This window comes from Intrasporangium sp. (assembly GCF_036566125.1).
Taxonomy (GTDB): domain Bacteria; phylum Actinomycetota; class Actinomycetes; order Actinomycetales; family Dermatophilaceae; genus Intrasporangium.
In genome coordinates, this window is sequence record NZ_DATCWX010000149.1 from 1 (window position 1) to 20,567 (window position 20,567).

A 20,567-nucleotide genomic window follows, 5' to 3' on the forward strand; every position below is an offset into this window, starting at 1 on the left:
GTGCGTGTTCCAGGCATCTAGCGACATCTCAGCGTGTGCGCAGGCCGCGGCCAAGGCGATCACTTCGGCGCCGATGTCGACGATGCCCGCGAGGGCCATGAGTTCGGGACGAACAGGTCTCGCTTCAGGCCAGGTCGGCCCGCAGCAGGTGAGTCAGTGCGGAGACCCCTTTGAGTTCCACCGGGCCGATGTCCCGGAACATGATCCCGTCCTCGTGCGACGCGTCTGCAACGGCCTGACTGACCAGGACCTCGCCGGGCCGCGCGTAGTCTGCGATACGGGCGCTGACATTCACGGTCTGGCCGAAATAGTCACCCTGCTGAAAGAGCACTGGCCCGGAGTGCAGCCCCACATGGGCGGGTGGCAGCCCGGCACCCGCCAGATCGCCCACCATCTCGAGCGCGGCGCGCACTCCGGGACCGGGATCTCGGAAGTAGAACATGACCCCGTCGCCCAGCCACTTGATGGGCTTGCCGCCGTGGCGCACGGACCCGCGCTGCACCAACCGAGCCAACGTCGCAGCCAGATCGGCTGCGGCCTCATCACCATGTTCCTGGGTCAGCCTGGTGTAGCCAGTGATGTCGAGGAAACAGATGGCCGGTGGTCGCTCGAGCCGGCTATGGATTCCCGCGTTCGCCATCAACGTCTCGAAGGCTTCGATCAAGTTGGCGGTCCAGGCCCGCGCCTGCTGCGCGTGATACAGCCCGAGGACGGCCTGCTCTGCAAGCGGTGTGCTCAGAGCCGCGAATTCGGCGTTGGCCATCGCTTCCGCGCTCTGGCCGGCGATGAGCGCCGGCTCGACCACTTGGGAGTTCCACCAGGCACCCTCGGCCTCCGCGATCCGCCGGGTGCTCTCCCCGTAGACGCGGAGCAGGTGCTCGATGGAGCTCTGACGAAAGCCGCCGGAGACCTGCAGCTCAAGGAAGGGCACCAAGGCCATCTCGTCTTCGCGCAGCAGGTCGTCACGTGACGGTTGAGGAGACCCGATCGCCTCCCTGACGGCCGTCAACAGCTCGAGGGGGATGCCGGTGCGAACACTGGCCTGCTGGAACGTCTCACCTGCAAGCGTGGCGAACCGCTCATACGCCGGTGTGTCGAGGAAGTCGAGTGACAGAGAACCGCTCCGCAGCGCTGCTGCCACGTGGTCGAGGGGGATCGCAGCGTCCTCGAGCGACTTCGCCATCAGGACTCGGCGTACGTCACCGGGCGAAAAGCGACCCGGCTCAGCAGGAACGATGATGCCGAGATCGACCAGACGGTCGACATAGGGCGGCTCCACCCCGGCGCGCACTGCCGCGTCCTCGCGCGGATACGACGTCACCACCCCAGCGTATCGAGGGCCTTCAGGAGCGCGGCTTTCTTGTCGTAAGTGCCGCGCGACCGGCGCTCACGCGTGAGAATGGAAGATCGCACTGCCTCAGTGGTCGCCTGTGAAAGGACTCTCGATGACCACGACCCCGACCTTGCTCCTACCCGACCAACTGATGCGCATGCTGGAGCTGACCCAGCAGTCCGACAGCGTCGAGTTGAAACTGACCGTTCCTGCAAGCGAATACAGATCGGCGGCAAAGGCCCTGGCGATCGACCCCCTTGAGGCACAGATTCGTCAGGTGTACTTCTTGGACACACCTGACCTGTCCCTGAACGGAGCCGGAGTGGTCGTCCGGGCCAGGCGCATCCAGGGGCGCGACAACGACTCGACGGTCAAGCTGCGGCCGCTCGTTCCGTCGGACGTGGAGCCGTCAATCCGAAGCTCACCGCATTTCACGATCGAGGTCGATGCGATGCCCGGTGGCTACGTCTGCTCCGGAGCGATGAAGAACACGCTTGCCCCGAGCGCCGTCCTCCGGTCGGTCAACGGTGATCAGCCGCTGCGGAAGCTCTTCTCGAAGGAGCAGCGGGCGTTCTTCACCGCCCACGCCCCCAACGGGCTCACCCTCGATGAGTTGTCGGTACTCGGCCCGATCCTCGTGCTGAAGCTCAAGCTGAAGCCCCAGGAGTTCGGTCGCCCCCTCGTTGTCGAGCTGTGGATCTACCCCGACGGGTCACGAGTGGTCGAGCTCTCGACCAAGACCACCCCGGCCGAGGACATCAAGACCGCGGTGGCAGCGCGCGCCTTCCTCAGCTCCAAGGGAATCTCGTTGTCCGGCGAGCAACAGACGAAGACCAAGACCGCGCTGGAGTTCTTCGCTGCCGAACTGAAGGCCGGCTGAACCGGGGAGGTCGCGGGGCCCGCCTGAGGTGACGGTCGAGGTCAGTGGGACAGGTTCACCTTGATGTTGGCGATGATCAGCGCGACCACCACGGTGATGAAGCCGAAGAGCAAGGCACCCTTCTTGGAGGCACCGTTGCTGCGCCGCACGAGGTAGCCGACCGTCCCGATGAACGCAGCCAGCACCAGGCGCACGGCCCTCAGCGCCGTCTCGTCCCGTACCACCAGCGCCGCCAACGTGGCGACGATCGCGACCGCGATGCCACCCAGGAGGTGTGCCACGGCTGCCTCACCGTCGTGCCGGCGAAGGGATCCCTGACCGGCGACGTGCGCGGCCACGACGAAGGCAAAGACGTGGGCCAGCACGAGACCGACAGTGATGCCCCAGATCGTCTCGACGATCCGGACATCGGTGCCACTGAGGCTCCGGTCGAACAGCGAGAGCGCGCCGAGCAGACCCAGGGCGACATAGAGCGCCATGCTCAGGGCGTCCTTGCGCAGCTCCGTGTCCATGTGCCATGGCACGGTGCGTTCATGCCCGCCAAGCCGGGGCGCTTCCATCGTTAGAGACTAACGCGGGAGCCATCTCCGTTAGCCTGAAAGACGGTCCTTCGACCGTGCCATAGGGTTCGCTCCCGACTGGTCTGGCTGTGGTGGAGGTACAAGATGTCCGGTGGTCCGGTCAGCGACGTCCTGACTCGCCTGCACAGCAAGGTCGTCACCCAGACCGACGGCGACGTGGCCCAGTACATCCCGGAACTGGCCCGGGTCGATCCGAACCTGTTCGGTATCGCCATCTCGACGCTCGATGGAGTCGTGTACGCGGCTGGGGACGCGGATCACCCCTTCACGATCCAGTCGGTGTCCAAGCCGTTCGCGATGGCACTGGCCATCGAGGACCGCGGCCTGGAGGCGCTGCTGGCCGCGGTGGGCGTGGAACCCACCGGGGACCCGTTCAACGCGGTCACCCTTGAGGAGGGCACCGGCCGGCCACTGAACCCGATGGTCAACGCTGGCGCCATCGTCACCTCCGCGCTGGTGGCCTGCGCGGACCCCGAACAAGGATCGGAGCGCATCGTTTCCGGCCTGTCGGCCTTCGCCGGGCGCGAACTGGACGTCGACGAGAGTGTGCTTCGCTCGGAGCTGGAGACCGCGGACCGCAACCGCGCCCTCGCCTACCTGATGCGCTCGATGGGAGCCCTCCAGGTCGACGTCGAGGACGCCCTGCAGGTCTACTGCCGACAGTGCGCCACCCTGGTCACGGCGCGGGACCTTGCCGTCATGGGGGCCACGCTGGCCAACGCCGGCCGTAACCCGATCACCGGCCAACAGGTGGTCCAGCCGGAGGTCGTCATGTACGTGTTGTCCGTCATGCTGACGTGTGGCTTGTACGACTTCTCCGGGGAGTGGATGTTCCGCACCGGGATGCCGGCCAAGAGCGGGGTTGGCGGCGGCATCACCGTGGTGCTGCCGGGAGAGCTGGGCATCGGCACCTTCAGCCCGCGTCTGGACCACCAGGGGAACAGCGTCCGGGGCGTGGCAGCATGCGAAGCCCTGTCCCATCAGTTGGGCCTGCATGTCATGCGCCCCCGGGGCCCTGCCGCGCCGGTCGTTCACCGCCGCCTGCACGGCAGTCAGGTGCGGTCGCGACGCGGACGGCCGGCACGCGAACGGGCGGTGCTGTCCGCGGCTGATGCGATCGTCGTCCTCGAGCTCCAGGGTCACATCGCGTTCAAGGAGGCAGAGCTACTGACCCGGCTCATGGAGGAACAGACCAGCCGGTGGGTGGTCCTCGACGCCGCCAGGGTCGACCATGTCGAGCCAGTGGCGGAACGCCTGCTGCGCGCGACCATTGGACAGCTCGCCGGGCGCGGCGTGACGGTGCTGCTCTCGGGGCCATGGCCCACGAGCCTGACGACCGGGAGCAACATCTTCACCAGCACCTCGCGCGCCGTGGAGTCCTGCGAGGACATGCTGGTGGACGAGGCTGGACTGCCCGACCCCGATGAACCGGTCCCCCTCAAGGCGAACGACCTCTGCGCCGGGATGTCCGCCGACGACCTGACCCAGCTCGACGCGCTCTGTGTGACTCTCGACCTTGACCAGGGTGAACCGGTCCCAGCCGGAGATGCCGGCGGTGAGTTCGCCCTGCTGTTCGTCACCCGGGGAATCATCGGCATGCAGTCTGCTATCGATGCCGAGGCAGCCGTTGAGGACCAGATCACGTCACGGGCGGCGGGCACGGCGGTCTCGTCCACCGCAATCGAGCCCACCACCGGTGTTCCGCGGCTCGTTGCGCAGATACCCGCCACGATCATGGCGCTCACGGGTGGGGCCCTGGACAAGATCCAACGTGACCACTCGAGCCTGGCGGCCACCCTGTATCGCAACGCGGCTGCAGCAGTTGCAGCCGAGTACCGCTGGTCTGCGGCCGAGAACGTCGCCATGTCACGCTGATGCCGCCGCTCCTGCGTGGTCAGGAGACCGCAGCCTCCAGCGTCACCGAGCGTTGACTGCCGTTCCGGCTGACCGTGACCGGCACCTCCTCCCCCGCGGTCAATCCGAGCTCGACCCGGACGAGGTCGTCGGAATTGTGCACCTGCTGGCCATCGACGTCGACAAGGACGTCCCCACGCTGCACACCAGCCTGGTCAGCCGGCCCACCGCCAGTCACCGCCTGGACAATGACAGGGCCGCCAGCTGAGGCCTGCATCGCCGCCGGCACGGCTTGGACCTGCATGCCGAGGGTGGTGTGCGCTACCCGCCCGTTCTCGGCCAGCTGAGTCACCAAGGCACTGTTGCCGGGGTTGATGGCCGCATCCGTCTGGATCGCGCCGAGCAGATGTGCTGCACCTGCCTCGGTTGGCACGCGGACGTAGCGGCCGGTGGCACTGGCGATCCCGCTCGTCACCGTCGAGGTCAGGCCCAATGGGGCGCCAAGTGCGACCACCGGATTCCCCACTCGAAGGCTCCCCGAGTCGCCCACCCTGATCGGCGGTGCTGTGGGGTAGGGCGTGGCCGTCGTGACAACGGCGAGGTCGGTCACTTGGTCCATGCCGAGGATGCGCCCCGAGTCGGAGTGGCCATCGGCGTACTGGAGCCGAATCGTCGTGGCGGCAGCACCATCCCCGGCAGACCCACTGCCTGGCGGCGTGACAACCTGGGCATTCGTGATGATCACCGACTCGCTGGACGGGAGCCGATACACGACACCGGATCCGGAGCCGGCACCGCCAGATCCCACCACGCCGATCGTGACCACCGATGGGAGTGCATCCGCCGCAACGCGATCCACGGCGCATGCTGCGCCCGCGGTCTCGGTGGGCATCCACCACCCGGTCCACCGCCCCACGAGCCCGACGACCACCCCACCGATGAGGCCGCCCACGAGACCGGCGAGAACGATGGTCGACAGTGTTACGGCGCCCCACCACCGATGGGCGGATTCCCGCGACGGCTGCTGGGAAGGAGTGCTCATTGACGGAGCTTCTCTCGACTTCTGGCGGGCCTGATGGTCGCGGCCTCGGTTGTCAGGCTATACCCCTTGCAGCAGGCCACGGAGGTGTCGGCAGGCGTCGGGCCACGCCCCGGACTCAGCCATTCGTCCGGGACCGAGCCCAGCGGCATACGGACTATGAATCAGCCAAACCTCGCTCAAGAGGCAGCGCGGGGCACTGAGGTGGCAAGGTCGTCGAGCGTGTCGACAACGCCGTGCGCGAACACGTCGACGTCGGGGCACGTGTCCCGGTCGGCCGCCGCGGTGAAGTTGAGCTGTCCGGCGTAGGACAGGGCGGCGACGACGAGGGTCAGGTTGCCCATCGTCGGCATCGACGGGAACGTCTCCAGTAGCCGCGCACCGGCCAGGTAGAGCGGCACCGGCGGTCCCGGGACGTTGGAGACGACCAGGTTCACCGAATGTTGTTGGGGAAACCTGCGGTACCAGAGGCGCTGGCCGGCGACGAACCGGAAGATCCCGGTGCCCGCCTCGGGCCGGGCCTTGTGCTTTCGGGCCGAGGTCTCGGCCGCGATCAGCCGGAGCCGCCGTACCGGGTCAGCCTCGCCAATGGGCAGTGGCACCATCATCCATCCGGGCTTGTTGCCCTGGGCCTGCTCGGACATCGTCTGGCGCAACGAGGCATCGGAGATGGTCACCATGGCTCGTTGCACCAACCCATCGATGTTCTCGCCACGGCTGGCCAGCAGTTCTCGAAGACCGCCGCCGACGGCTGCCAGCACCACATCGTTGACCTTGGCATCGTGGGCGCGGGCGATCTGTTTCGTGACGTCGAGGCGACGACGAACCACAGTCATGACGCGGTCCGTGCCGACCGGCTGGTTGAGACTGGTTGGTGGGGCTGGCCGCTCGGTGAGGACTTCCTGCCAGGCCGGCCAGGCCTCCCGTGCCCTGCGCAGCGTGCTACCGGGATGGGCAATCCCAGCGAACCCGCGTGCCAGCTCTCGCCGACGTCGGCGCAGGTTGTCGCGCAACAGGTCACCGGTGGAGGGCATCGGCGTAGGCGCCCACCGCGAGGCAGCCAGCTCAGTCGGTTCCGCGGTCGAGTCCAGCAGAGTCGCGAACGCCGCCAGCGCCGCGGTGCCGTCGGCCATGACATGGTGCAGCCTCAGGAGTGCCCCCACCCGGCCCTCCGACAGGCCGGGCAGCAGCCACAGCTCCCACAAGGGGCGCGTTGGATCGAGCCGTCGCCGAGACAGGTCCTGGCATGCTTCCAGAAGCCGGCCCTCGTCACCGGGTGGGGCAACCGGATGCACGCGGACGTGGTCGGCCACATCGAAGGAGGCGGCGTCCACCCACAGGGGCCAGCCCAGACCAAGCCGAGGCCGGTGGAGGAGCTGCCGGAAGCGCGGGACGAGGTGCAGTCTCGGCTCGACGTACCGACGTACGTCCTCGATGCGCACGTGACCGTCGGAGTCGTAGAGGCCGGTGCCGTCGAGGATCGCAAACGCGCCGATGTCGCTGGACCAGCCATAGTCGTCCCACAGGAGCAGGAACAGGTCCGAGGCGGTCACCCGCTCGAGCATCGGCTCTCCGTTGGCCTGGTGCATGGCTCCTCCTCCTCTCGTCGTGTCGTCATACGGTGGACGGTGGCGTTGAACGCCTGCGAACCGTGGTGGAGATCAGGAGGATCCCGCCGGTCGCGAAGAGACCACCCACCACGAGCAGGCCGATGGCGATCCACGGCAGAGCGGGGATTCGCGCGGCGAGGTCCGCCGTGACGTCGATCCCGGATCGGCCGTCGGCGTTCATCACGACCACGGTCCATGAGCCGTCAGTGGGCTCCCACACCATCGTCCGGGGGCCGACGCCGGTGGAGGAGGCGACCCAGAAGGTCTGCGCTGCTGGAGCGGTCAGGGCCGTTCCGCCGTCGATGGTGTACGTCGTGTTCGTCCAGAAGTCAGAGATGACGGTGTGGCCCGCGGTGGCGAGATAGCGATCGACCTCAGCGGAAGGGCCGACGCCCACGAACAGGTCGGACCCGGGGTTGACCGGGGTGACGCGCATCCGAACCGGGCCCAGCACGGCCGGGGCGTAGAGCCACCCGGTTCCGGACGTTCCGAGGTGCGTTGGGACGGTCGCCAGCGCCGATCCCGCCGTGGAGAACGCCTCGGTGTCGCTCGTCACCATGCCGGCATCCCGCTGGGTCCAGTGGGCCCACAGAGCCGTTCCGCCCGCACCCAACAGCGGCAGGGCGATAAAGGCGAGCAGGCACCCGACGACGAGCGAGGTGACGCTGCGGGCAGTCCACCCGGAGGGCTGAACTGGTCGCGTGGGAACCGGTGGCAGCGTGTCCTGCTGTGTCGTGTCACCCGCAGGTGCCACGAGTGGGGAGATTGGTCTGTCGTTCATTGATCTCACACCTTTCTTGCGATCTCGGATGAGGCGGCCGCGTCCGCGATGACCCGCGCGAAGATGCCCGGAGCATCGAAGGGCACAGCGTGGGCGGCGCCGTCGATCTGGCGCACCGTCGCTGTCGGGATGGCGTCCGCAAGCGCGCGGGTGACGGTCCGCATGTAGCCCGGGCTCCGGGCGCCGTAGGTGCACACCACCGGGCGCGCGAGCCGGGCCAGGGCACTTCGACTGGGATAGCTGCGCAGCGTGGACCGGAGGTCAGCCACGACCGACCTGCCGTTCTCCCTCGCAACCTGCCGCCACTCGTCAGGGAAGGTGTCCCATGCGCTCCCGCCGTCGCGGTAGGCGTAGACGTAGCGAAGCAGCACCTCGGTGGCTTGGTCGTAGTGACCGCGCAGGGCCAGCCACTGCATCCTGGCGAGCATGGCCAGACCTGAGGGGTCTGGATGAAGCAGCGCGCGCCACGGCGCCTCGTGCGACACGACGGCCCGGACGAGGTCGGGTCGACGGACCGCCAGGTCCAGCGCGATCGTCGCCCCGGCGCTCGTCCCGACCACCACGGCACGCGCTGCTCCCAACGCGTCCAGGAGGGCCGCGGCGTCGCGGGTGTGGATCGCGACCGAGCGGACCGGGCCACCGCCCGAACGGCTGTACCCGCGCCGGTCGTACGCGATCACGCGTCCGACGCCAGCCAGCTCATCGGCGAGCGCGCCCCACGTGGAAGCGGTGGCACCGGACGGTGGGATCAGCAGGATCGGCAGGCCATCGCCCCGCCCCTCGTAGTAGAGATCGGCTTCCCCAACAGCGATGGAGCTCATGGTCAGCCCCGCTCCGAGCGCGGTCCCAAGCCCTGGAGGAACGAGTAGGTCTCGAGTCCGCTGGCGTGGGCGTTGGCCATGTCGATGAGCCGCTGGGGCACGTCGCCGTAGGCCGTCACGTGATGGCCGTCAACGGAGTCCCTGAACAGCGCGGCCCGGGCCTCCATGATGTGCTGGGTGTGCTCGAAGAACGCGGCGTCGCTCACGTAGGTCTCGTGGACCTCGCAGTGTGTGCCGTCCTCGCTGATGAACCAGTCGAAGCGCATGGTCTGCGTGTCCTTTTCCCGCGCCACCCGGACGATCTCGGCGGCTTGCGCCTTGAAGGTCTCGAGCTGGCCGGGGCGGATCTTCAGCTGTGCGTGCAGTTCCAGTTTGCTCATGACTCCTCCTCGAGTCCTGGTGCGGTCGGGGCAGGCTGGAGGCCGAACAGGAAGGCCTGAACTTCCAGGCCGCCGGCGTGCACCTCTGACAGATCGACGAGGCGTTGCGAGACGGTGCCGTAGGCGGTCATGTGGTGGCCATCGGCGAAGTCCCGGAACAGCGTCGCCCGAGCCGCCATGATGTGCTCGTTGTGCTCGAACAGCCCTTGCTCGCTCTCGTACGCCTCGTGGACCTCGCATCGCGTTCGGTCCTCGCTGATGAACCAGTCGTAGCGCAGCGTGTGGGTGTCCAGTTCCCGGGTCAGCCTCATGAGTTCGGCCGCTTGCGCTGTGAATCCCTCCAGCTGGCCAGGGCGTACCGTCATCTGGGCGCGTAGCTCCAAGTGCGACATGACTTCTCCTCAAGGTGTTGTGGGGTTGCGATGAGCCGCGTTGGCGCACCGACGGGAGGCGACCCGAGCCGCCTTGGCGGCCGCGGTGAGTACGTCGGGGTCGCCGTTCTTGTCGCACACGGCAACCGCCCCCGCCTCATACGCGCGGATGGCGCCGGCTGTGTCGTTGCTGACCGCAATCACGGTCAGGTGCTCGGCCAGCTCACGAATCGCAACCACATCGCCATCGGCCCCGCCACCGTCGACGTCGACGACCACCACGGTGGCGCCGACGCCGCGGCCGATGGCGACGGCGTCGGCGGTCGACCCGATCGCCGCCGCGACCTGCAGCCCGGGCGTTGCATCGATCAGCGCCACGAGCGCTGCGCGGACCCGGGCGTCGGCGTCGATGACGAGGACCTGTTCGGTGACTGGTTGCGGCATGACTCGACTGTCGCGCCGACGCAGCTGCGTCACATCGGTCGAGCAGCCGGCGAGAGCGGTGCGCTGTGGCCGCAGCCGTCTACGTCATTGCGCCGAGGTGGGCTTGTCCGGGACCAGGCCGTGGTGCACGGCCCACATCGCGGCTTGCGTCCGGCTCGCGAGCCCGAGCTTGGTCAGGATGTTGGAGACATGCGTGCGAGCCGTGCGCTCGGCGACGCCCAGGTGTGTCCCGATCTGCCGGTTCGTCGCACCTCCCGCGATGAGGACGATGACCTCCCGCTCCCGTGGAGTGAGGTCGTCGGCCCCCGGCTTCGGCGAGCGCAGCGCCGCCAACAGGGTCTTCGCGGCGGCCGGGTCGATGGCCATCTCGCCGGCCACGGCCGCACGGATCGCGTCCGCGACCTCCGAGGCATCCGCATCCTTGAGCAGATAACCGGTGGCCCCGGCGTCCAGTGCAGCACGGATCTTGTCCTCGTCGAGGAAGCTGGTGACGGCGATGACCTCCACGACCGGCCAGCGACTCTTGATCTCCACGGTCGCGGCGATGCCGTCCATGCCTGGCATCAGCAGGTCCATCAGCACCACGTCAGGCAGTGCTTGGGTGTTGGCGAGGACGGCGATCCGGTTGATCGCATCGCCGCCGTCGCTTGCCTCGCCGACCACGACCATGCCGGGCTCGGTGTCCAGATAGGCCACGAGGCCAGCGCGGACCACCGCGTGGTCGTCGACGAGGAAGACGCGGGTCAGGTCGTTGCCAGGCGGCGCCGTCATCTCCATCGCTCCCGCAGTGCTCGGCGAGCCCCGTGGTCCATTATCGCCGCTCCGGTGATGCACTAGTCAGATACGCGCAAACCAGCGTTGCCAAGGAGAACGCATGGCCCCGCCGACCGATGCTCCGCGCGACGAGCAGCTCCTGGACATCATCTTCGGCCGTGTGCCGATGGGGATCGCCGTCTGCGACCGGGACACCCGGCTGCAGCGCTGCAACAGCACCTGGGCGGAGTTCTTCGTGCACTACCTCGGCGTTCCCGCCGAGTACGTCGCACCCGGCAAGACGCTCTACGAGCTGATCCCGGGCAACGACGAGGCACAGAACCGCCTGATCGAGCGCGCGCTCGCCGGCGAGGTGGTGAGCCAGATCGGCAGCAGGTTGGAGGCCCCTGGCCTGGTCACCTACTGGGACATCGTGCTCGCCCCCATCTTCGCCGACCAAGAGATCGTCGGCTTCGTCAACCTCGTCACGGACGCGACCGACCGGGTCAACGCCTACAGACTTCTGCAGGAGCGGATCGAGGCGTTCGCGCTGGTCGCCGAGAGCATGACCGTGGACCAGCCGATCGGCGTCACGCTCCGGTCGCTGGCCAGGATCGCCGCACAAACAGCCCGGGCCGAGGCCTGCGCCATCATCATCGTCGATGCCGTCACCCACGAGTTGACGCTCTTCGAGGCGACGGGACTGTCACCGGAGTACGCCACTGCTCTGGCCGACTGGTGGCGCCGCGGCGAGAAGACCCCGACCCGCGATGCCCTGGAACGACAGGAGCTGCTCATCGCGACCGGCGCGCGGGCAAGGGGTCTGGCGAACCCCTTGTACGAGCCGCTTCACCGCTACCTCAAGGAGGCGACGTGGGACGACATCGTCGTCGTACCTCTCGACTCGCACGGGCGCTACCTCGGCGTCATGCAGTACTACCACCGCGCCGGGCGCGAGCATGACGAAGAGGAACGCGCGTTCCTCACCACCCTCGCCGACCAAGCTGCCGTTGCGATCGCCAATGCCGAGCTGTACGCGCGGTCCGAGCAGGATGCAGCGAGCCTCGAGCGACAGCGGCTGGCGCGGGAACTGCACGACAGCGTGAGCCAGGCGCTCTTCTCGATGACCCTGCACGCGCGAACCGCCGAACGGCAGCTGGCCTCTGCCGGCCTGGACCGGGATGCGCCGGCGGCGACGACGGTTCGGCGGCTCGCCGAGCTGACGCAGGGGGCGCTCGCCGAGATGCGCGCACTCATCTTCGAGCTACGCCCACAGGCCCTGGCCGAAGAGGGCCTCCTGACCGCGCTGACTCGCCAGGCAGCGGCGCTCACCGCCCGCGAGGGAGTGTCGATTCGCGTCATCGGCCCGCCGGCACGGCCGGGACTCGACCCGAACGTCGAGGAGCACCTCTACCGGCTGACCCTGGAGGCCCTCAACAATGCGGTGAAGCACGCCGAGCCCACTCGGATCGAGGTCGAGGTGAGGAACGCCGACGACCAGCTCTCCGTCACCATCTCCGACGACGGAGTCGGCTTCGATCCGGTGCGGCCGCACCCGGGTCACCTCGGCCAGTCGACGATGGCGGAACGAGCGAGTGCGATCGGCGCCACCTTGCTCATCGAGTCCTCGCCCGGCGCGGGGTGCACGGTGACCGTCAGCCTGCCGGTGGCCGGTGAAGGCAACACCTGAGAACTCAGCCGTATGCCGCTGAGCCGGCTCAGCGGCATACGTCACCTTTGTCTGTATCGAGGTGTGCAGACTGACCCCATCACACCCCGAACTGCGCTTGGACTTTCCCCGCTTTGACGGCCGCGGCCAGCGTGGCGTGGTCACGCTCGTTCTGGTCGGCGTAGGTCTCGGCGAAGTCAGCGACGGCCTGGTCGAACCGGTCCGACTTGCCGAGGTAGGCCCCGATGGCGATCCGGTCCCCCGCCCGGGCGTGGGCGCGGGCCAGAGTCCACCCGCACAGGCGAGCGTAGGTTTCCATGCTGGTCGGCGTCAGGTGCTCGATCTCTGCGGAGACCTTCCAGTCCCGCAGCTGCCGCAGGTAGTAGTCCGCCTTGCCGCCACCGAGCGGTGTGGTGCGCAGCCAACCAAGGAAGATGTCGCTGCTGGCCTGCATGAGCCGCTGGCCGGTGACCACCCGCTCCCCTTCGTACACGTCGCGGGTCGGGTCGGGTGTTTCGTCCCCGGAGCCTCCGGAGGTGATGGTCGGAGAGTAGCCAGCGAGGACAGAGCGTTGTGCTTCCTTGGCCTGCAAAAGGAGCACTTCCCCTTCCGCGCCACCGAGGAGGAGCAGCACCCAGGCGCGCGTGCCGACGCTGCCGACTCCGACCACCTTGTGGGCGATGTCGACGAGCGCGTAGTGGTCGAGCAGGCGGCGCCGGTCCACTGCCAGGGTGTCGCGGTAGTCGGCGATCATGATGGTGAGCCTCTGCAGCACGTCGTCGGTGTCCAGGCCGGTCATGTCGTCCAAGCGGGTGATCAGCGGTGGGTCGCTGATGATCCGCCGCCGGCCGTCGACGATGGTGGTCAGCTTGTCCAGCGCCTGCAGGCTGTCGCGGGTGCGCGCCTTGGCGAGCGCCTTCCGGGTGCCCTTCAGGGCCATCCTGCGCTCCTTGCGTTCCCGCTCGGTCAACGCCGCCTCGAACCGGGTGATGGTTTCCTCGATGTCGAGGTGCGCGTACCAGACGGTGAGGATGGGCTGGGTGGCGAAGGTGCGGATCGCGGTCCGGTAGGTCTCGACGGCGGTCACGGTCGCCTTGCGGCACTCCTTGGTCGTGAACCCGTTGTCTCGTCCCGCCACCGCGAAGCTGGCGGCCAAACGCTTGACGTCCCACTCGAACGGCCCCGGATACGTCTCGTCGAAGTCATTGATGTCGAAGACCAGACGCCGCTCCGGAGATGCGTAGCCACCGAAGTTGGACAGGTGGGCGTCCCCACACAGCTGGGTGCCGAGGGCAGAGGACGGCGTCCCCGCGAGGTCGGCCGCCATGATCAGAGCCGCGCCGCGGTAGAAGGTGAACGGAGACACCAGCATCCGGCCGTGCCGGATCGGCACCAGCTCCGGCAGGCGTGTCTCGGCCTGGCCGAGGAGCAGCTCGACGGGGTCGACGTCATCGGCTCGGCGGAACTCGGCGTGTGCCTCCAACGGTGTGCTCGCCCGCGCCGCCTTGCCACGGGCGGCGCGTTCTTCGGCGGACTGGCGTCCTAGCGGTTTCGCATCGACGTCGGCGAGATCGCCTGCGGCGCGCTCGGGCGCTGGTGGCATGGTTCCGGAGGATCTGGTTGTCATGTCCACCATGAGTCGCTCCTTCTCGATGAGCGTGCCGGCCGGTCAACACCCCGACCCGGGTCGGCATGAACCCAAATCTACTAGCGCCGAACCAATACAGGACCGAGAACTTTTGATCCCGCTGGGCAGAATGGCGGCATGAAGAGGCGAATCGCTGTCCTCGAGCTGATCATCTTGGTCGCCGCGGCGATCGGTCTCTGGCTCGCCAGACCCCAGGCGCCTCGCGTGGTCGACGCCGGGTCGGCGTTCCTGGCCATCCGAGGGCACGGTTGGCTGGCGCCCCCCGCTGACACGCCCTTAGTCGGCGTTGGCCTCGACGGCACCCTGGTGCTGATCACTGACGCGTGCGTCGGCCTGCGGCAAGGGCTCCCCGAAGCTGGCAGCCATCACGTGATGCTGCTCTGGCCGTCCGACACATACGTCGAAGGCGAGGGCGCCGACATCGTCATTCGCTCGGGGGGTCGATCGTTGCGCATCGGAGATGACATCTCAGGTGGGACGAGCGGAACAACGGTGTTCCCCGAGGTGCAGGCTCTTCTCCCCGAGCGCTGCGCGAAGGTGACGCTTCAGGACTTCGCCCTGGATGGCTGACGTGGAGATCCGTGAGGCGACCGAAGCCGACTGGCCGCACATCTACACCTTCTACAAGCGCATCGCGGATGAGGGCCGCACCTACGCGCTCCCGCCGGGTGAGACGACGGACGAGGCGCGGACCTATTGGCTCGAGCGGGCACCGGGACGCACGGTGGTCGCCACCATCGACGGCGTCATCGTCGGCTCGGCGAAGATGGGACCCAACCGGCCGGGCCGCGGCTCGCACATCGCGACGGCGTCATTCATGGTCGACCCGGACCGCCAGGGTGAGGGCATCGGCCTCGCCTTGGGAGAACACGTCGTCGACTGGGCACGCGATGCCGGCTACCACGCCATCCAGTTCAACGCCGTGGTGGAGACGAACGAGGGAGCGGTCCGCCTCTGGCAGCGTCTCGGCTTCCGCATCATCGGCACGGTGCCCGAGGCCTTCGACGACCCCGAGCACGGGCTGGTGGGCCTGCACGTCATGTACCTGCCGCTCCGCGAGCGAGCGGGCTAGCTCTGCCTGCTCGAGGGCACGTCGCCACAGTGGGTTGCACATGCGACAACCGTAGGAGCGGCCCCGGGGCCGAGGCTTCTCGATTCCTGACCACTTCAAGCCCAAGACGATGCCGTATGCCGCTGAGCTGGCTCCCGCGGTCATGGCACCTCGGGAGCCCTTCCGCCCACGGTCCCCGTCGTCAGAGGCTGGTGAAGAATTCCACGACGTCACCCACGAGGACGGCCGCGTCGTTGTGCGCGGCGTAGTGGCCGCCGCCGTCGCGCAGCCGCCACCTCCTGATGTCGGAGTGGTCCCGCTCCGCGAACCGCCGGATCGAGCGGAAGTCATTGCCCCACGACGAGAGGGCCGTGGGCACGGTGGTGGGGCCGGTCGGCCGGTGCTGGGCCAGGTGGTTCTCGCGGTAGAGCCGGATCGAGGAGCCGGCCGTGCCGGTGAACCAGTAGGTCGCGACATTGCCGACAATGAAGTCGTCGTCCTGGTCGAGCATGAGTTGGGAGTTCCACGCCAGCAAGCCAACCGGCGAGTCAGCGAGCCCGAAGGCGAGGGTCTGCGGCGCCTGGGACTGGAGCACGTTGAAGGCGCCCATGTTCTCCCAGAACCAGGTGAGGACGTCCAGCGCGGCTCGCTCGTCCTCGGTCAGGTCCTGCAGCTCGGTCGGGTCCCCGGTGGGGAAGGAGAACAGCTGGGTCACGTGGACCCCGATGCAGTGCTCCGGGTCGAGCCGCCCGACCTCTGGAGAGATCATCGAGCCGGCGTCGTTGCCCATCGCCCCGTAGCGCTCGTAGCCGAGCCGGCTCATCAGCTCGACCCAGGCCCGGGCGATCCGGACGTTGTCCCAGCCGGACTCGGTCGTCGGCCCGGAGAACCCGTAGCCCGGGATGGACGGGATGACGAGGTCGAAGCCGGCCTCGGTCAGGGGCTCGATGATGTCGAGGTACTCGAGGACGGACCCGGGCCAGCCGTGGGTGAGGATGAGCGGGAGCCCGCCCTCGCGCCCGGACCGGGCGTGGATGAAGTGGACGTTCTGACCGTCGATCGTCGTCGTGAACTGCGGGTACGCGTTGAGCCGGGCCTCCACGGCGCGCCAGTCGAAGCTGGTGCGCCAGTGGTCGGCGAGCTCGCGGACCCGGGCCAGCGGGACGCCGTACGACGTCTCGGACCCCTCGATCTCGTCCGTCCAGCGGGCCCTGGACAGCCGGTCCAGGACGTCGTCGATGTCGGCCTGCGGGACGTCGACCGTGAAGGGCTGGATCTGGGATCGGGTCTCGGTGCTGCTCATGGTTTACTCCCTGTTTGATCTGAACGGAATGGAGCGTTCCGTTCTACAGTAACGGAATGATCCGTTCCGCACAACCCTTAGGATGGCCCTATGACCGCCGCAGCCGCACTGCCGGGCCGGAAGGCCCAGGCCGCTCGTAACGACACCTTGATCCTCGACGCCGCCCGCGCCGTGTTTCTTCGAGACCCGTCGGCACCCATCGCGGCGGTGGCCAGCGAGGCAGGCGTCGGCATCAGTGCCCTCTACCGCCGCTACGCCAACAAGGAAGCCATGCTCGCGAGCCTGTGCGCGGAGGGGCTGGACCGCTACATCGCGGCTGCCGAACGCTCCCTGGCGAGCGCCGCGGACCCATGGCAGGGGCTGGTCGACTTCCTCACCGAGATCGTCGACGAGGACGTGCACGCCCTGACGGTCCGGCTGGCCGGGACCTTCACCCCGACCCCGGAGCTCGGTGCGCTCTCCCAACGCGCAATCGCCTTGGGGTCAGAAGTGTTTCGGCGCGCCGAGGAGGCCGGTTCCCTGCGGCCGGGGCTCGTCTTCAATGACCTCGCAATGGTCCTCGAGCAGGCGACCGCCATCCGGGTGGGTGACCTCGAGCGCACTGTCGTACTCCGCCGCCGTTACCTCGCTCTCCAGCTCGAGGCGATGCGCGGCCGGCGTCCACGGGGCGGTCCGCCACCGCTGCCCGGACCACCCCCGACGGATGCCGAGCTCGGGGAACGCTGGATCCCGCCCGACTGATTCGCGGCCCGTGCCCACGTCGCCCGCGTCCAAGTCAGGCTCCAGGCCCGTGGCCGCACCCAGCTGGTCGTCATGGCTGTCGAGATCAGCCTCGCATCCGTCTCGATTACTCCGCCGCGTCGTACTTGCGGCCCTTCGGAATTGTCATGAGGATCGAGATGATCGCGATGAGCGCAAGGATGAGGTTGAACAGGAAGGCGATGAGCCCTGCCTGCCGGATGGCGGCGTTGCTCTGGATGCCCTGCGTGTGCAGCAACTCGCCAACTATGGTGACACCGGTCCCGAGGAACGAGCTGAAGATCGTCAAGGACAGCGCCGCTCCTATGGCGCTGCCGAGCGACGAGGCCATCTTGTAGATACCGGCACCCGCGCCCGCCGACGACGGAGGGAGGTTGGCGAGCGCCGCGTCGGTCGACGGCGTCGCGTAGAACGCGAGACCGATACCGAAGAGCGAGTAAGCGATCACGGCCAGCACCGTGTAGGGGCCGATGAGGATGTTCGTCGGCATGAGCAGGATGCAGGACAGCCCGACGATCGAGGCACCCCAGAGCATCGGCTTACGCGGACCGAAGCGCCGCAGAAGCTTTTCGCCCACCCGGATGAACGCGATGATGGCCACCGCATAGCCGATCGTCAGCAGGCCTGCCTTCCATGGGTCGAACAGCTCCGGCCGCGCAATCTGGAGCATCTGCTGGCTGACGATGAGCAAGCCGATCGTGCCGTTGAGCACGAAGTTCGAGATGGTGGCGCCGGTGAACGTGATGTTGTTGAACAGCCCGAAGTCGATGAAGGGCGAGGCCTGACGTCGCTCGTAGAAGTAGAAGACGACGCCACCGACGATTGCCACCGCAGCCAGGGTGAGCGCGAGGGCGGAGCCCCAGCCGAGCTGACGCCCGAAGATGAGCACGATCATGAGGGCGAGCACGCTGACCAGGAAGATGGCCAGTCCGACGGCATCGAAGCGACGGTGGCTGTCACGGGCAGCTCGGCTCTCGGGGGTGCCCCAGATCAGGGCGATCGAGACCGCGGACACGGCGATCGAGACGTAGAAGATGACGCGCCAGTTGAAGCTGGATGCGAGCAACCCGCCGAAGAGCGCGGCGAGGCCCGAGCCACCCCAGGAGCCGATCGACCACATCGACACGGCCCGCTGACGGGCGGCGCCGTCCCAGTAGGCCTTCACGAGGGCCATGGTCGCCGGCATGATGCACGCGGCCGACAGGCCCTGGATCGCACGTCCGGCGAGCAGGAGAGGCAGTGCGGCGCTACCGGAGGCCAAGATGAGAAGCACCGACCCGAAGATGCCGAGACCGTTGCCGACGAGGGCGATTCGGACCCGACCGACACGGTCGGCCAGACCGCCCATGAAGACGATGAAGAGGCCGGAGAAGAGTGCGGTGATGGACACCGTGAGGTTCATCTCGTCGAGGCTGACGAGTGGGTTGCTCACCTCGTCGATCGGGGCGCCATTGATGTCCGTGAGCATGCTGCGGGCGATGGTGCCGACGGTGCCGGCGAACATCCAGAAGGTGAGGACGCCGAGGACGATCCCGGCAAGGAGTTTGTCATTGCCCTTGAATCCCTGCCCGGTGCTCGTGCCTTGCGTTGCGGTGGTCACGACCCCTCCTGCCCGAGGTAGGCCAAGGTCGCCACGACGATGGCCTCGGTGCCCGCATCCAGCGTTGGCTGGATCGTCGGGGCGAAGTACGGGGAGTGGTTGGGGTAGGGCTGCTGCCCCGGCGCGAATCCGCCCACACCCCAGTAGGTGTACGGCGTCCCGAAGGCGTCCGGCACCCGGCTGAAGTCCTCGCTGGCCGTCACTCGACCGAGCTCGATGACTCGCCCTTTGCCGAAGTAGGACCGGAAGGCCGCGGTGACCTGCTCCGTGACCTCCGGGTCGTTGTCGGTCAGTGGGTACTGGTCGCAGTACTCGAACATCGGCGCCTGCGGTGAGCCGGAGGCCTCGCACTCCCCGCGGACGATCCGCTCGATGGAGGCGATGACGCGCTCCCGGATCGCGTTGTCGTAGGTCCGGATGTTGATGAGCAGGACAGCCCGGTCGGCGATGATGTTGCTCTTCGTCCCGGCGACGCTGCTGCCGACGGTCACAACGGCGAACTCCCCCGGCCTGGTCTCCCGGGAGACGATCGTCTGGAGGCGGAGCACGATCGAGGCTGCGAGCACGACCGGGTCGACGCTCATGTGCGGCATCGAGCCATGTGACCCCTTGCCGAACACCGTGATCTTGACGCTGTCCCCGGCCGAGAGGACCGGTCCGGCCTGGGTGCCGACGACTCCGGCCTCGTGGCTGAGCACGTGCTGCCCGAAGGCGACGTCCGGACGGGGCACCTTGTCCGTCAGGCCGTCCTCCACCATGGCGCGGGCGCCGGCGGCGGTCTCCTCGGCCGGCTGGAACAACGCCACGAATGTGCCCCTCCAGGCGTCGCGGCCGCCGGACAGCAGCTCGGCGGCACCGAGCAGGCAGGTGACGTGGACGTCGTGACCGCAGGCGTGCGAGACACCGACCGTCGCGCCCGACTCGTCGACGGTGGTGACCTTCGAGGCGTAGGGCAGCTCGGTCAGCTCGGTAACCGGCAGGGCGTCGATGTCGGCACGCATGAGGACCGTCTGGCCCTGGCCGTTGGCGAGGATCCCCACGACGCCGCCGCCGACGTGCTTGACGTCGTAGCCGAAGCCTTGGAGACGGCCGGCGATCTCTGCCGCGGTCTGCGCCTCGCCCGAGCTCAGCTCTGGATGGGAGTGGAGCTGCCGATAGAGCTGCTCCTGCCACACCCGAGTGGCGTCGATCCGGTTCAGGACTTCCTTGACACGAGTCATGGGCGCTCATCTCCTGGATGCGGAAACTGCCCTGACAACGAGCGTAGGACTGGCGCAGCGGTGGCGACAGCGGAATCTGATCGACAGGTCGACCCACCAGCCAGGTGGTCAGGAGGTGGCTGATGACCAGCCACAGCACGTCCTGCACCACGCTTGTGGGCGGGCGGGCCCGTGACCGGCTCGTCATGGCCGCATTCGGCACTCGGCCCGTTCGGTGACCCCGTTTGCGACGTCGTTGCGCGACGATGCAGGCATGGAGCTGTCATCGCGGCTGGGTCGGCTGGACGCCAAGCTGGGCGACGGACTCGAGGCGGTGCTGCGCAGCCACCACCTCCGGCGTCTCGGCGAGCTCGGCTGGACCGATGCCCTCACGGTGCCAACCGAGCCGGGGTGGTGGTCGACCCCCGTCCCGGTGCGGCCGGGCAACAGCCTCGAGGTCCTCATCGACGGTGCGTCCGCCTTGCCGCAGA

At 68.0% G+C, this 20,567-nt stretch carries 20 protein-coding genes and 1 pseudogene; 7 read left to right on the forward strand and 14 right to left on the reverse strand.

Translation table 11 applies throughout. From position 1 onward, the window contains the following. Positions 1–124: 124 nt before the first annotated feature. On the reverse strand, positions 125–1,141 hold the full coding sequence (locus tag VIR15_RS08850) for an adenylate/guanylate cyclase domain-containing protein (RefSeq protein WP_331927110.1): 1,017 nt from the start codon (positions 1,139–1,141) through the stop codon (positions 125–127). Between the two features lie 304 nt (positions 1,142–1,445). Between VIR15_RS08850 and VIR15_RS08855 the strand changes: the two genes are divergently transcribed. Continuing rightward, complete coding sequence (locus tag VIR15_RS08855) at positions 1,446–2,213, forward strand: CYTH domain-containing protein (RefSeq protein WP_331927111.1); 768 nt, start codon at positions 1,446–1,448, stop codon at positions 2,211–2,213. Between the two features lie 41 nt (positions 2,214–2,254). Here the strand turns inward: VIR15_RS08855 and VIR15_RS08860 are convergent, their stop codons facing one another. Further along, positions 2,255–2,773 carry a hypothetical protein gene (locus tag VIR15_RS08860; RefSeq protein WP_331927112.1) on the reverse strand — a complete coding sequence of 173 codons (519 nt, stop codon included), beginning with the start codon at positions 2,771–2,773 and terminating at the stop codon, positions 2,255–2,257. A 105-nt stretch (positions 2,774–2,878) separates the two neighbouring features. Between VIR15_RS08860 and glsA the strand changes: the two genes are divergently transcribed. Continuing rightward, a complete protein-coding gene (gene glsA / locus VIR15_RS08865) occupies positions 2,879–4,669 on the forward strand; it encodes a glutaminase A (RefSeq protein WP_331927113.1) in 1,791 nt (596 codons plus the stop codon). Positions 4,670–4,688: 19 nt separating this feature from the next. Here the strand turns inward: glsA and VIR15_RS08870 are convergent, their stop codons facing one another. The 8 genes from VIR15_RS08870 to VIR15_RS08905 form a co-directional block, all read right to left on the reverse strand. Further along, complete coding sequence (locus VIR15_RS08870) at positions 4,689–5,690, reverse strand: S1C family serine protease (protein WP_331927114.1); 1,002 nt, start codon at positions 5,688–5,690, stop codon at positions 4,689–4,691. Positions 5,691–5,866: 176 nt separating this feature from the next. Continuing rightward, positions 5,867–7,276 carry a wax ester/triacylglycerol synthase family O-acyltransferase gene (locus VIR15_RS08875; protein ID WP_331927115.1) on the reverse strand — a complete coding sequence of 470 codons (1,410 nt, stop codon included), beginning with the start codon at positions 7,274–7,276 and terminating at the stop codon, positions 5,867–5,869. Between the two features lie 25 nt (positions 7,277–7,301). Continuing rightward, positions 7,302–8,078: a hypothetical protein gene (locus VIR15_RS08880; RefSeq protein WP_331927116.1), complete on the reverse strand. Its 777-nt coding sequence runs from the start codon at positions 8,076–8,078 to the stop codon at positions 7,302–7,304. Between the two features lie 5 nt (positions 8,079–8,083). Continuing rightward, a complete protein-coding gene (locus VIR15_RS08885; protein WP_331927117.1) occupies positions 8,084–8,899 on the reverse strand; it encodes an alpha/beta fold hydrolase in 816 nt (271 codons plus the stop codon). Between the two features lie 2 nt (positions 8,900–8,901). Beyond that, positions 8,902–9,279 carry a putative quinol monooxygenase gene (locus VIR15_RS08890; RefSeq protein WP_331927118.1) on the reverse strand — a complete coding sequence of 126 codons (378 nt, stop codon included), beginning with the start codon at positions 9,277–9,279 and terminating at the stop codon, positions 8,902–8,904. Further along, a complete protein-coding gene (locus VIR15_RS08895) occupies positions 9,276–9,671 on the reverse strand; it encodes a putative quinol monooxygenase (protein ID WP_331927119.1) in 396 nt (131 codons plus the stop codon). The genes VIR15_RS08890 and VIR15_RS08895 overlap by 4 nt, the downstream gene beginning before the upstream one ends. Positions 9,672–9,680: 9 nt before the next feature. After that, positions 9,681–10,094 carry a helix-turn-helix domain-containing protein gene (locus tag VIR15_RS08900; protein ID WP_331927120.1) on the reverse strand — a complete coding sequence of 138 codons (414 nt, stop codon included), beginning with the start codon at positions 10,092–10,094 and terminating at the stop codon, positions 9,681–9,683. A gap of 84 nt (positions 10,095–10,178) precedes the next feature. Further along, entirely contained in the window at positions 10,179–10,865 is a 687-nt protein-coding gene (locus tag VIR15_RS08905; protein ID WP_331927121.1) for a response regulator, read from the reverse strand. A 103-nt stretch (positions 10,866–10,968) separates the two neighbouring features. Between VIR15_RS08905 and VIR15_RS08910 the strand changes: the two genes are divergently transcribed. Next, positions 10,969–12,537 carry a histidine kinase gene (locus VIR15_RS08910; RefSeq protein WP_331927122.1) on the forward strand — a complete coding sequence of 523 codons (1,569 nt, stop codon included), beginning with the start codon at positions 10,969–10,971 and terminating at the stop codon, positions 12,535–12,537. 79 nt (positions 12,538–12,616) lie between these two features. On the opposite strand, the gene VIR15_RS08915 is transcribed toward VIR15_RS08910, so the two are convergent. Further along, the gene (locus VIR15_RS08915) at positions 12,617–14,152 is read right to left on the reverse strand and encodes a DUF2252 domain-containing protein (RefSeq protein ID WP_331927123.1); all 1,536 of its coding nucleotides are present in this window, start codon (positions 14,150–14,152) and stop codon (positions 12,617–12,619) included. Positions 14,153–14,281: 129 nt separating this feature from the next. Between VIR15_RS08915 and VIR15_RS08920 the strand changes: the two genes are divergently transcribed. Continuing rightward, entirely contained in the window at positions 14,282–14,734 is a 453-nt protein-coding gene (locus VIR15_RS08920; RefSeq protein ID WP_331927124.1) for a hypothetical protein, read from the forward strand. Continuing rightward, positions 14,727–15,236, forward strand: coding sequence for a GNAT family N-acetyltransferase (locus VIR15_RS08925; protein WP_331927125.1), 510 nt, complete (start codon positions 14,727–14,729; stop codon positions 15,234–15,236). Before VIR15_RS08920 ends, VIR15_RS08925 begins: the two co-directional genes overlap by 8 nt. A gap of 181 nt (positions 15,237–15,417) precedes the next feature. Here the strand turns inward: VIR15_RS08925 and VIR15_RS08930 are convergent, their stop codons facing one another. Next, positions 15,418–16,518, reverse strand: coding sequence for an epoxide hydrolase family protein (locus VIR15_RS08930; protein ID WP_331927126.1), 1,101 nt, complete (start codon positions 16,516–16,518; stop codon positions 15,418–15,420). 90 nt (positions 16,519–16,608) lie between these two features. On the opposite strand from VIR15_RS08930, the gene VIR15_RS08935 reads away from it, so the two are divergent. After that, positions 16,609–17,259, forward strand: coding sequence for a TetR/AcrR family transcriptional regulator (locus VIR15_RS08935; protein WP_331927127.1), 651 nt, complete (start codon positions 16,609–16,611; stop codon positions 17,257–17,259). Positions 17,260–17,365: 106 nt separating this feature from the next. On the opposite strand, the gene VIR15_RS08940 is transcribed toward VIR15_RS08935, so the two are convergent. Then, entirely contained in the window at positions 17,366–18,877 is a 1,512-nt protein-coding gene (locus tag VIR15_RS08940; protein ID WP_331927128.1) for an MFS transporter, read from the reverse strand. Further along, a complete protein-coding gene (locus VIR15_RS08945) occupies positions 18,874–20,097 on the reverse strand; it encodes an amidohydrolase (protein WP_331927129.1) in 1,224 nt (407 codons plus the stop codon). The genes VIR15_RS08940 and VIR15_RS08945 overlap by 4 nt, the downstream gene beginning before the upstream one ends. A gap of 253 nt (positions 20,098–20,350) precedes the next feature. Between VIR15_RS08945 and VIR15_RS08950 the strand changes: the two are divergent. Beyond that, a pseudogene (locus tag VIR15_RS08950) lies at positions 20,351–20,567 on the forward strand (phospholipase D-like domain-containing protein); the annotation flags it as partial.

Coding starts and splice junctions, on each gene's coding strand:
- VIR15_RS08855 (WP_331927111.1), top strand. CDS start 1,446: ATGACCACGACCCCGACCTTGCTCCTACCCGACCAACTGATGCGCATG.
- VIR15_RS08860 (WP_331927112.1), bottom strand. CDS start 2,773: ATGGAAGCGCCCCGGCTTGGCGGGCATGAACGCACCGTGCCATGGCAC.
- glsA (WP_331927113.1), top strand. CDS start 2,879: ATGTCCGGTGGTCCGGTCAGCGACGTCCTGACTCGCCTGCACAGCAAG.
- VIR15_RS08870 (WP_331927114.1), bottom strand. CDS start 5,690: ATGAGCACTCCTTCCCAGCAGCCGTCGCGGGAATCCGCCCATCGGTGG.
- VIR15_RS08875 (WP_331927115.1), bottom strand. CDS start 7,276: ATGCACCAGGCCAACGGAGAGCCGATGCTCGAGCGGGTGACCGCCTCG.
- VIR15_RS08880 (WP_331927116.1), bottom strand. CDS start 8,078: ATGAACGACAGACCAATCTCCCCACTCGTGGCACCTGCGGGTGACACG.
- VIR15_RS08885 (WP_331927117.1), bottom strand. CDS start 8,899: ATGAGCTCCATCGCTGTTGGGGAAGCCGATCTCTACTACGAGGGGCGG.
- VIR15_RS08890 (WP_331927118.1), bottom strand. CDS start 9,279: ATGAGCAAACTGGAACTGCACGCACAGCTGAAGATCCGCCCCGGCCAG.
- VIR15_RS08895 (WP_331927119.1), bottom strand. CDS start 9,671: ATGTCGCACTTGGAGCTACGCGCCCAGATGACGGTACGCCCTGGCCAG.
- VIR15_RS08900 (WP_331927120.1), bottom strand. CDS start 10,094: ATGCCGCAACCAGTCACCGAACAGGTCCTCGTCATCGACGCCGACGCC.
- VIR15_RS08905 (WP_331927121.1), bottom strand. CDS start 10,865: ATGACGGCGCCGCCTGGCAACGACCTGACCCGCGTCTTCCTCGTCGAC.
- VIR15_RS08910 (WP_331927122.1), top strand. CDS start 10,969: ATGGCCCCGCCGACCGATGCTCCGCGCGACGAGCAGCTCCTGGACATC.
- VIR15_RS08915 (WP_331927123.1), bottom strand. CDS start 14,152: ATGGTGGACATGACAACCAGATCCTCCGGAACCATGCCACCAGCGCCC.
- VIR15_RS08920 (WP_331927124.1), top strand. CDS start 14,282: ATGAAGAGGCGAATCGCTGTCCTCGAGCTGATCATCTTGGTCGCCGCG.
- VIR15_RS08925 (WP_331927125.1), top strand. CDS start 14,727: ATGGCTGACGTGGAGATCCGTGAGGCGACCGAAGCCGACTGGCCGCAC.
- VIR15_RS08930 (WP_331927126.1), bottom strand. CDS start 16,518: ATGAGCAGCACCGAGACCCGATCCCAGATCCAGCCCTTCACGGTCGAC.
- VIR15_RS08935 (WP_331927127.1), top strand. CDS start 16,609: ATGACCGCCGCAGCCGCACTGCCGGGCCGGAAGGCCCAGGCCGCTCGT.
- VIR15_RS08945 (WP_331927129.1), bottom strand. CDS start 20,097: ATGACTCGTGTCAAGGAAGTCCTGAACCGGATCGACGCCACTCGGGTG.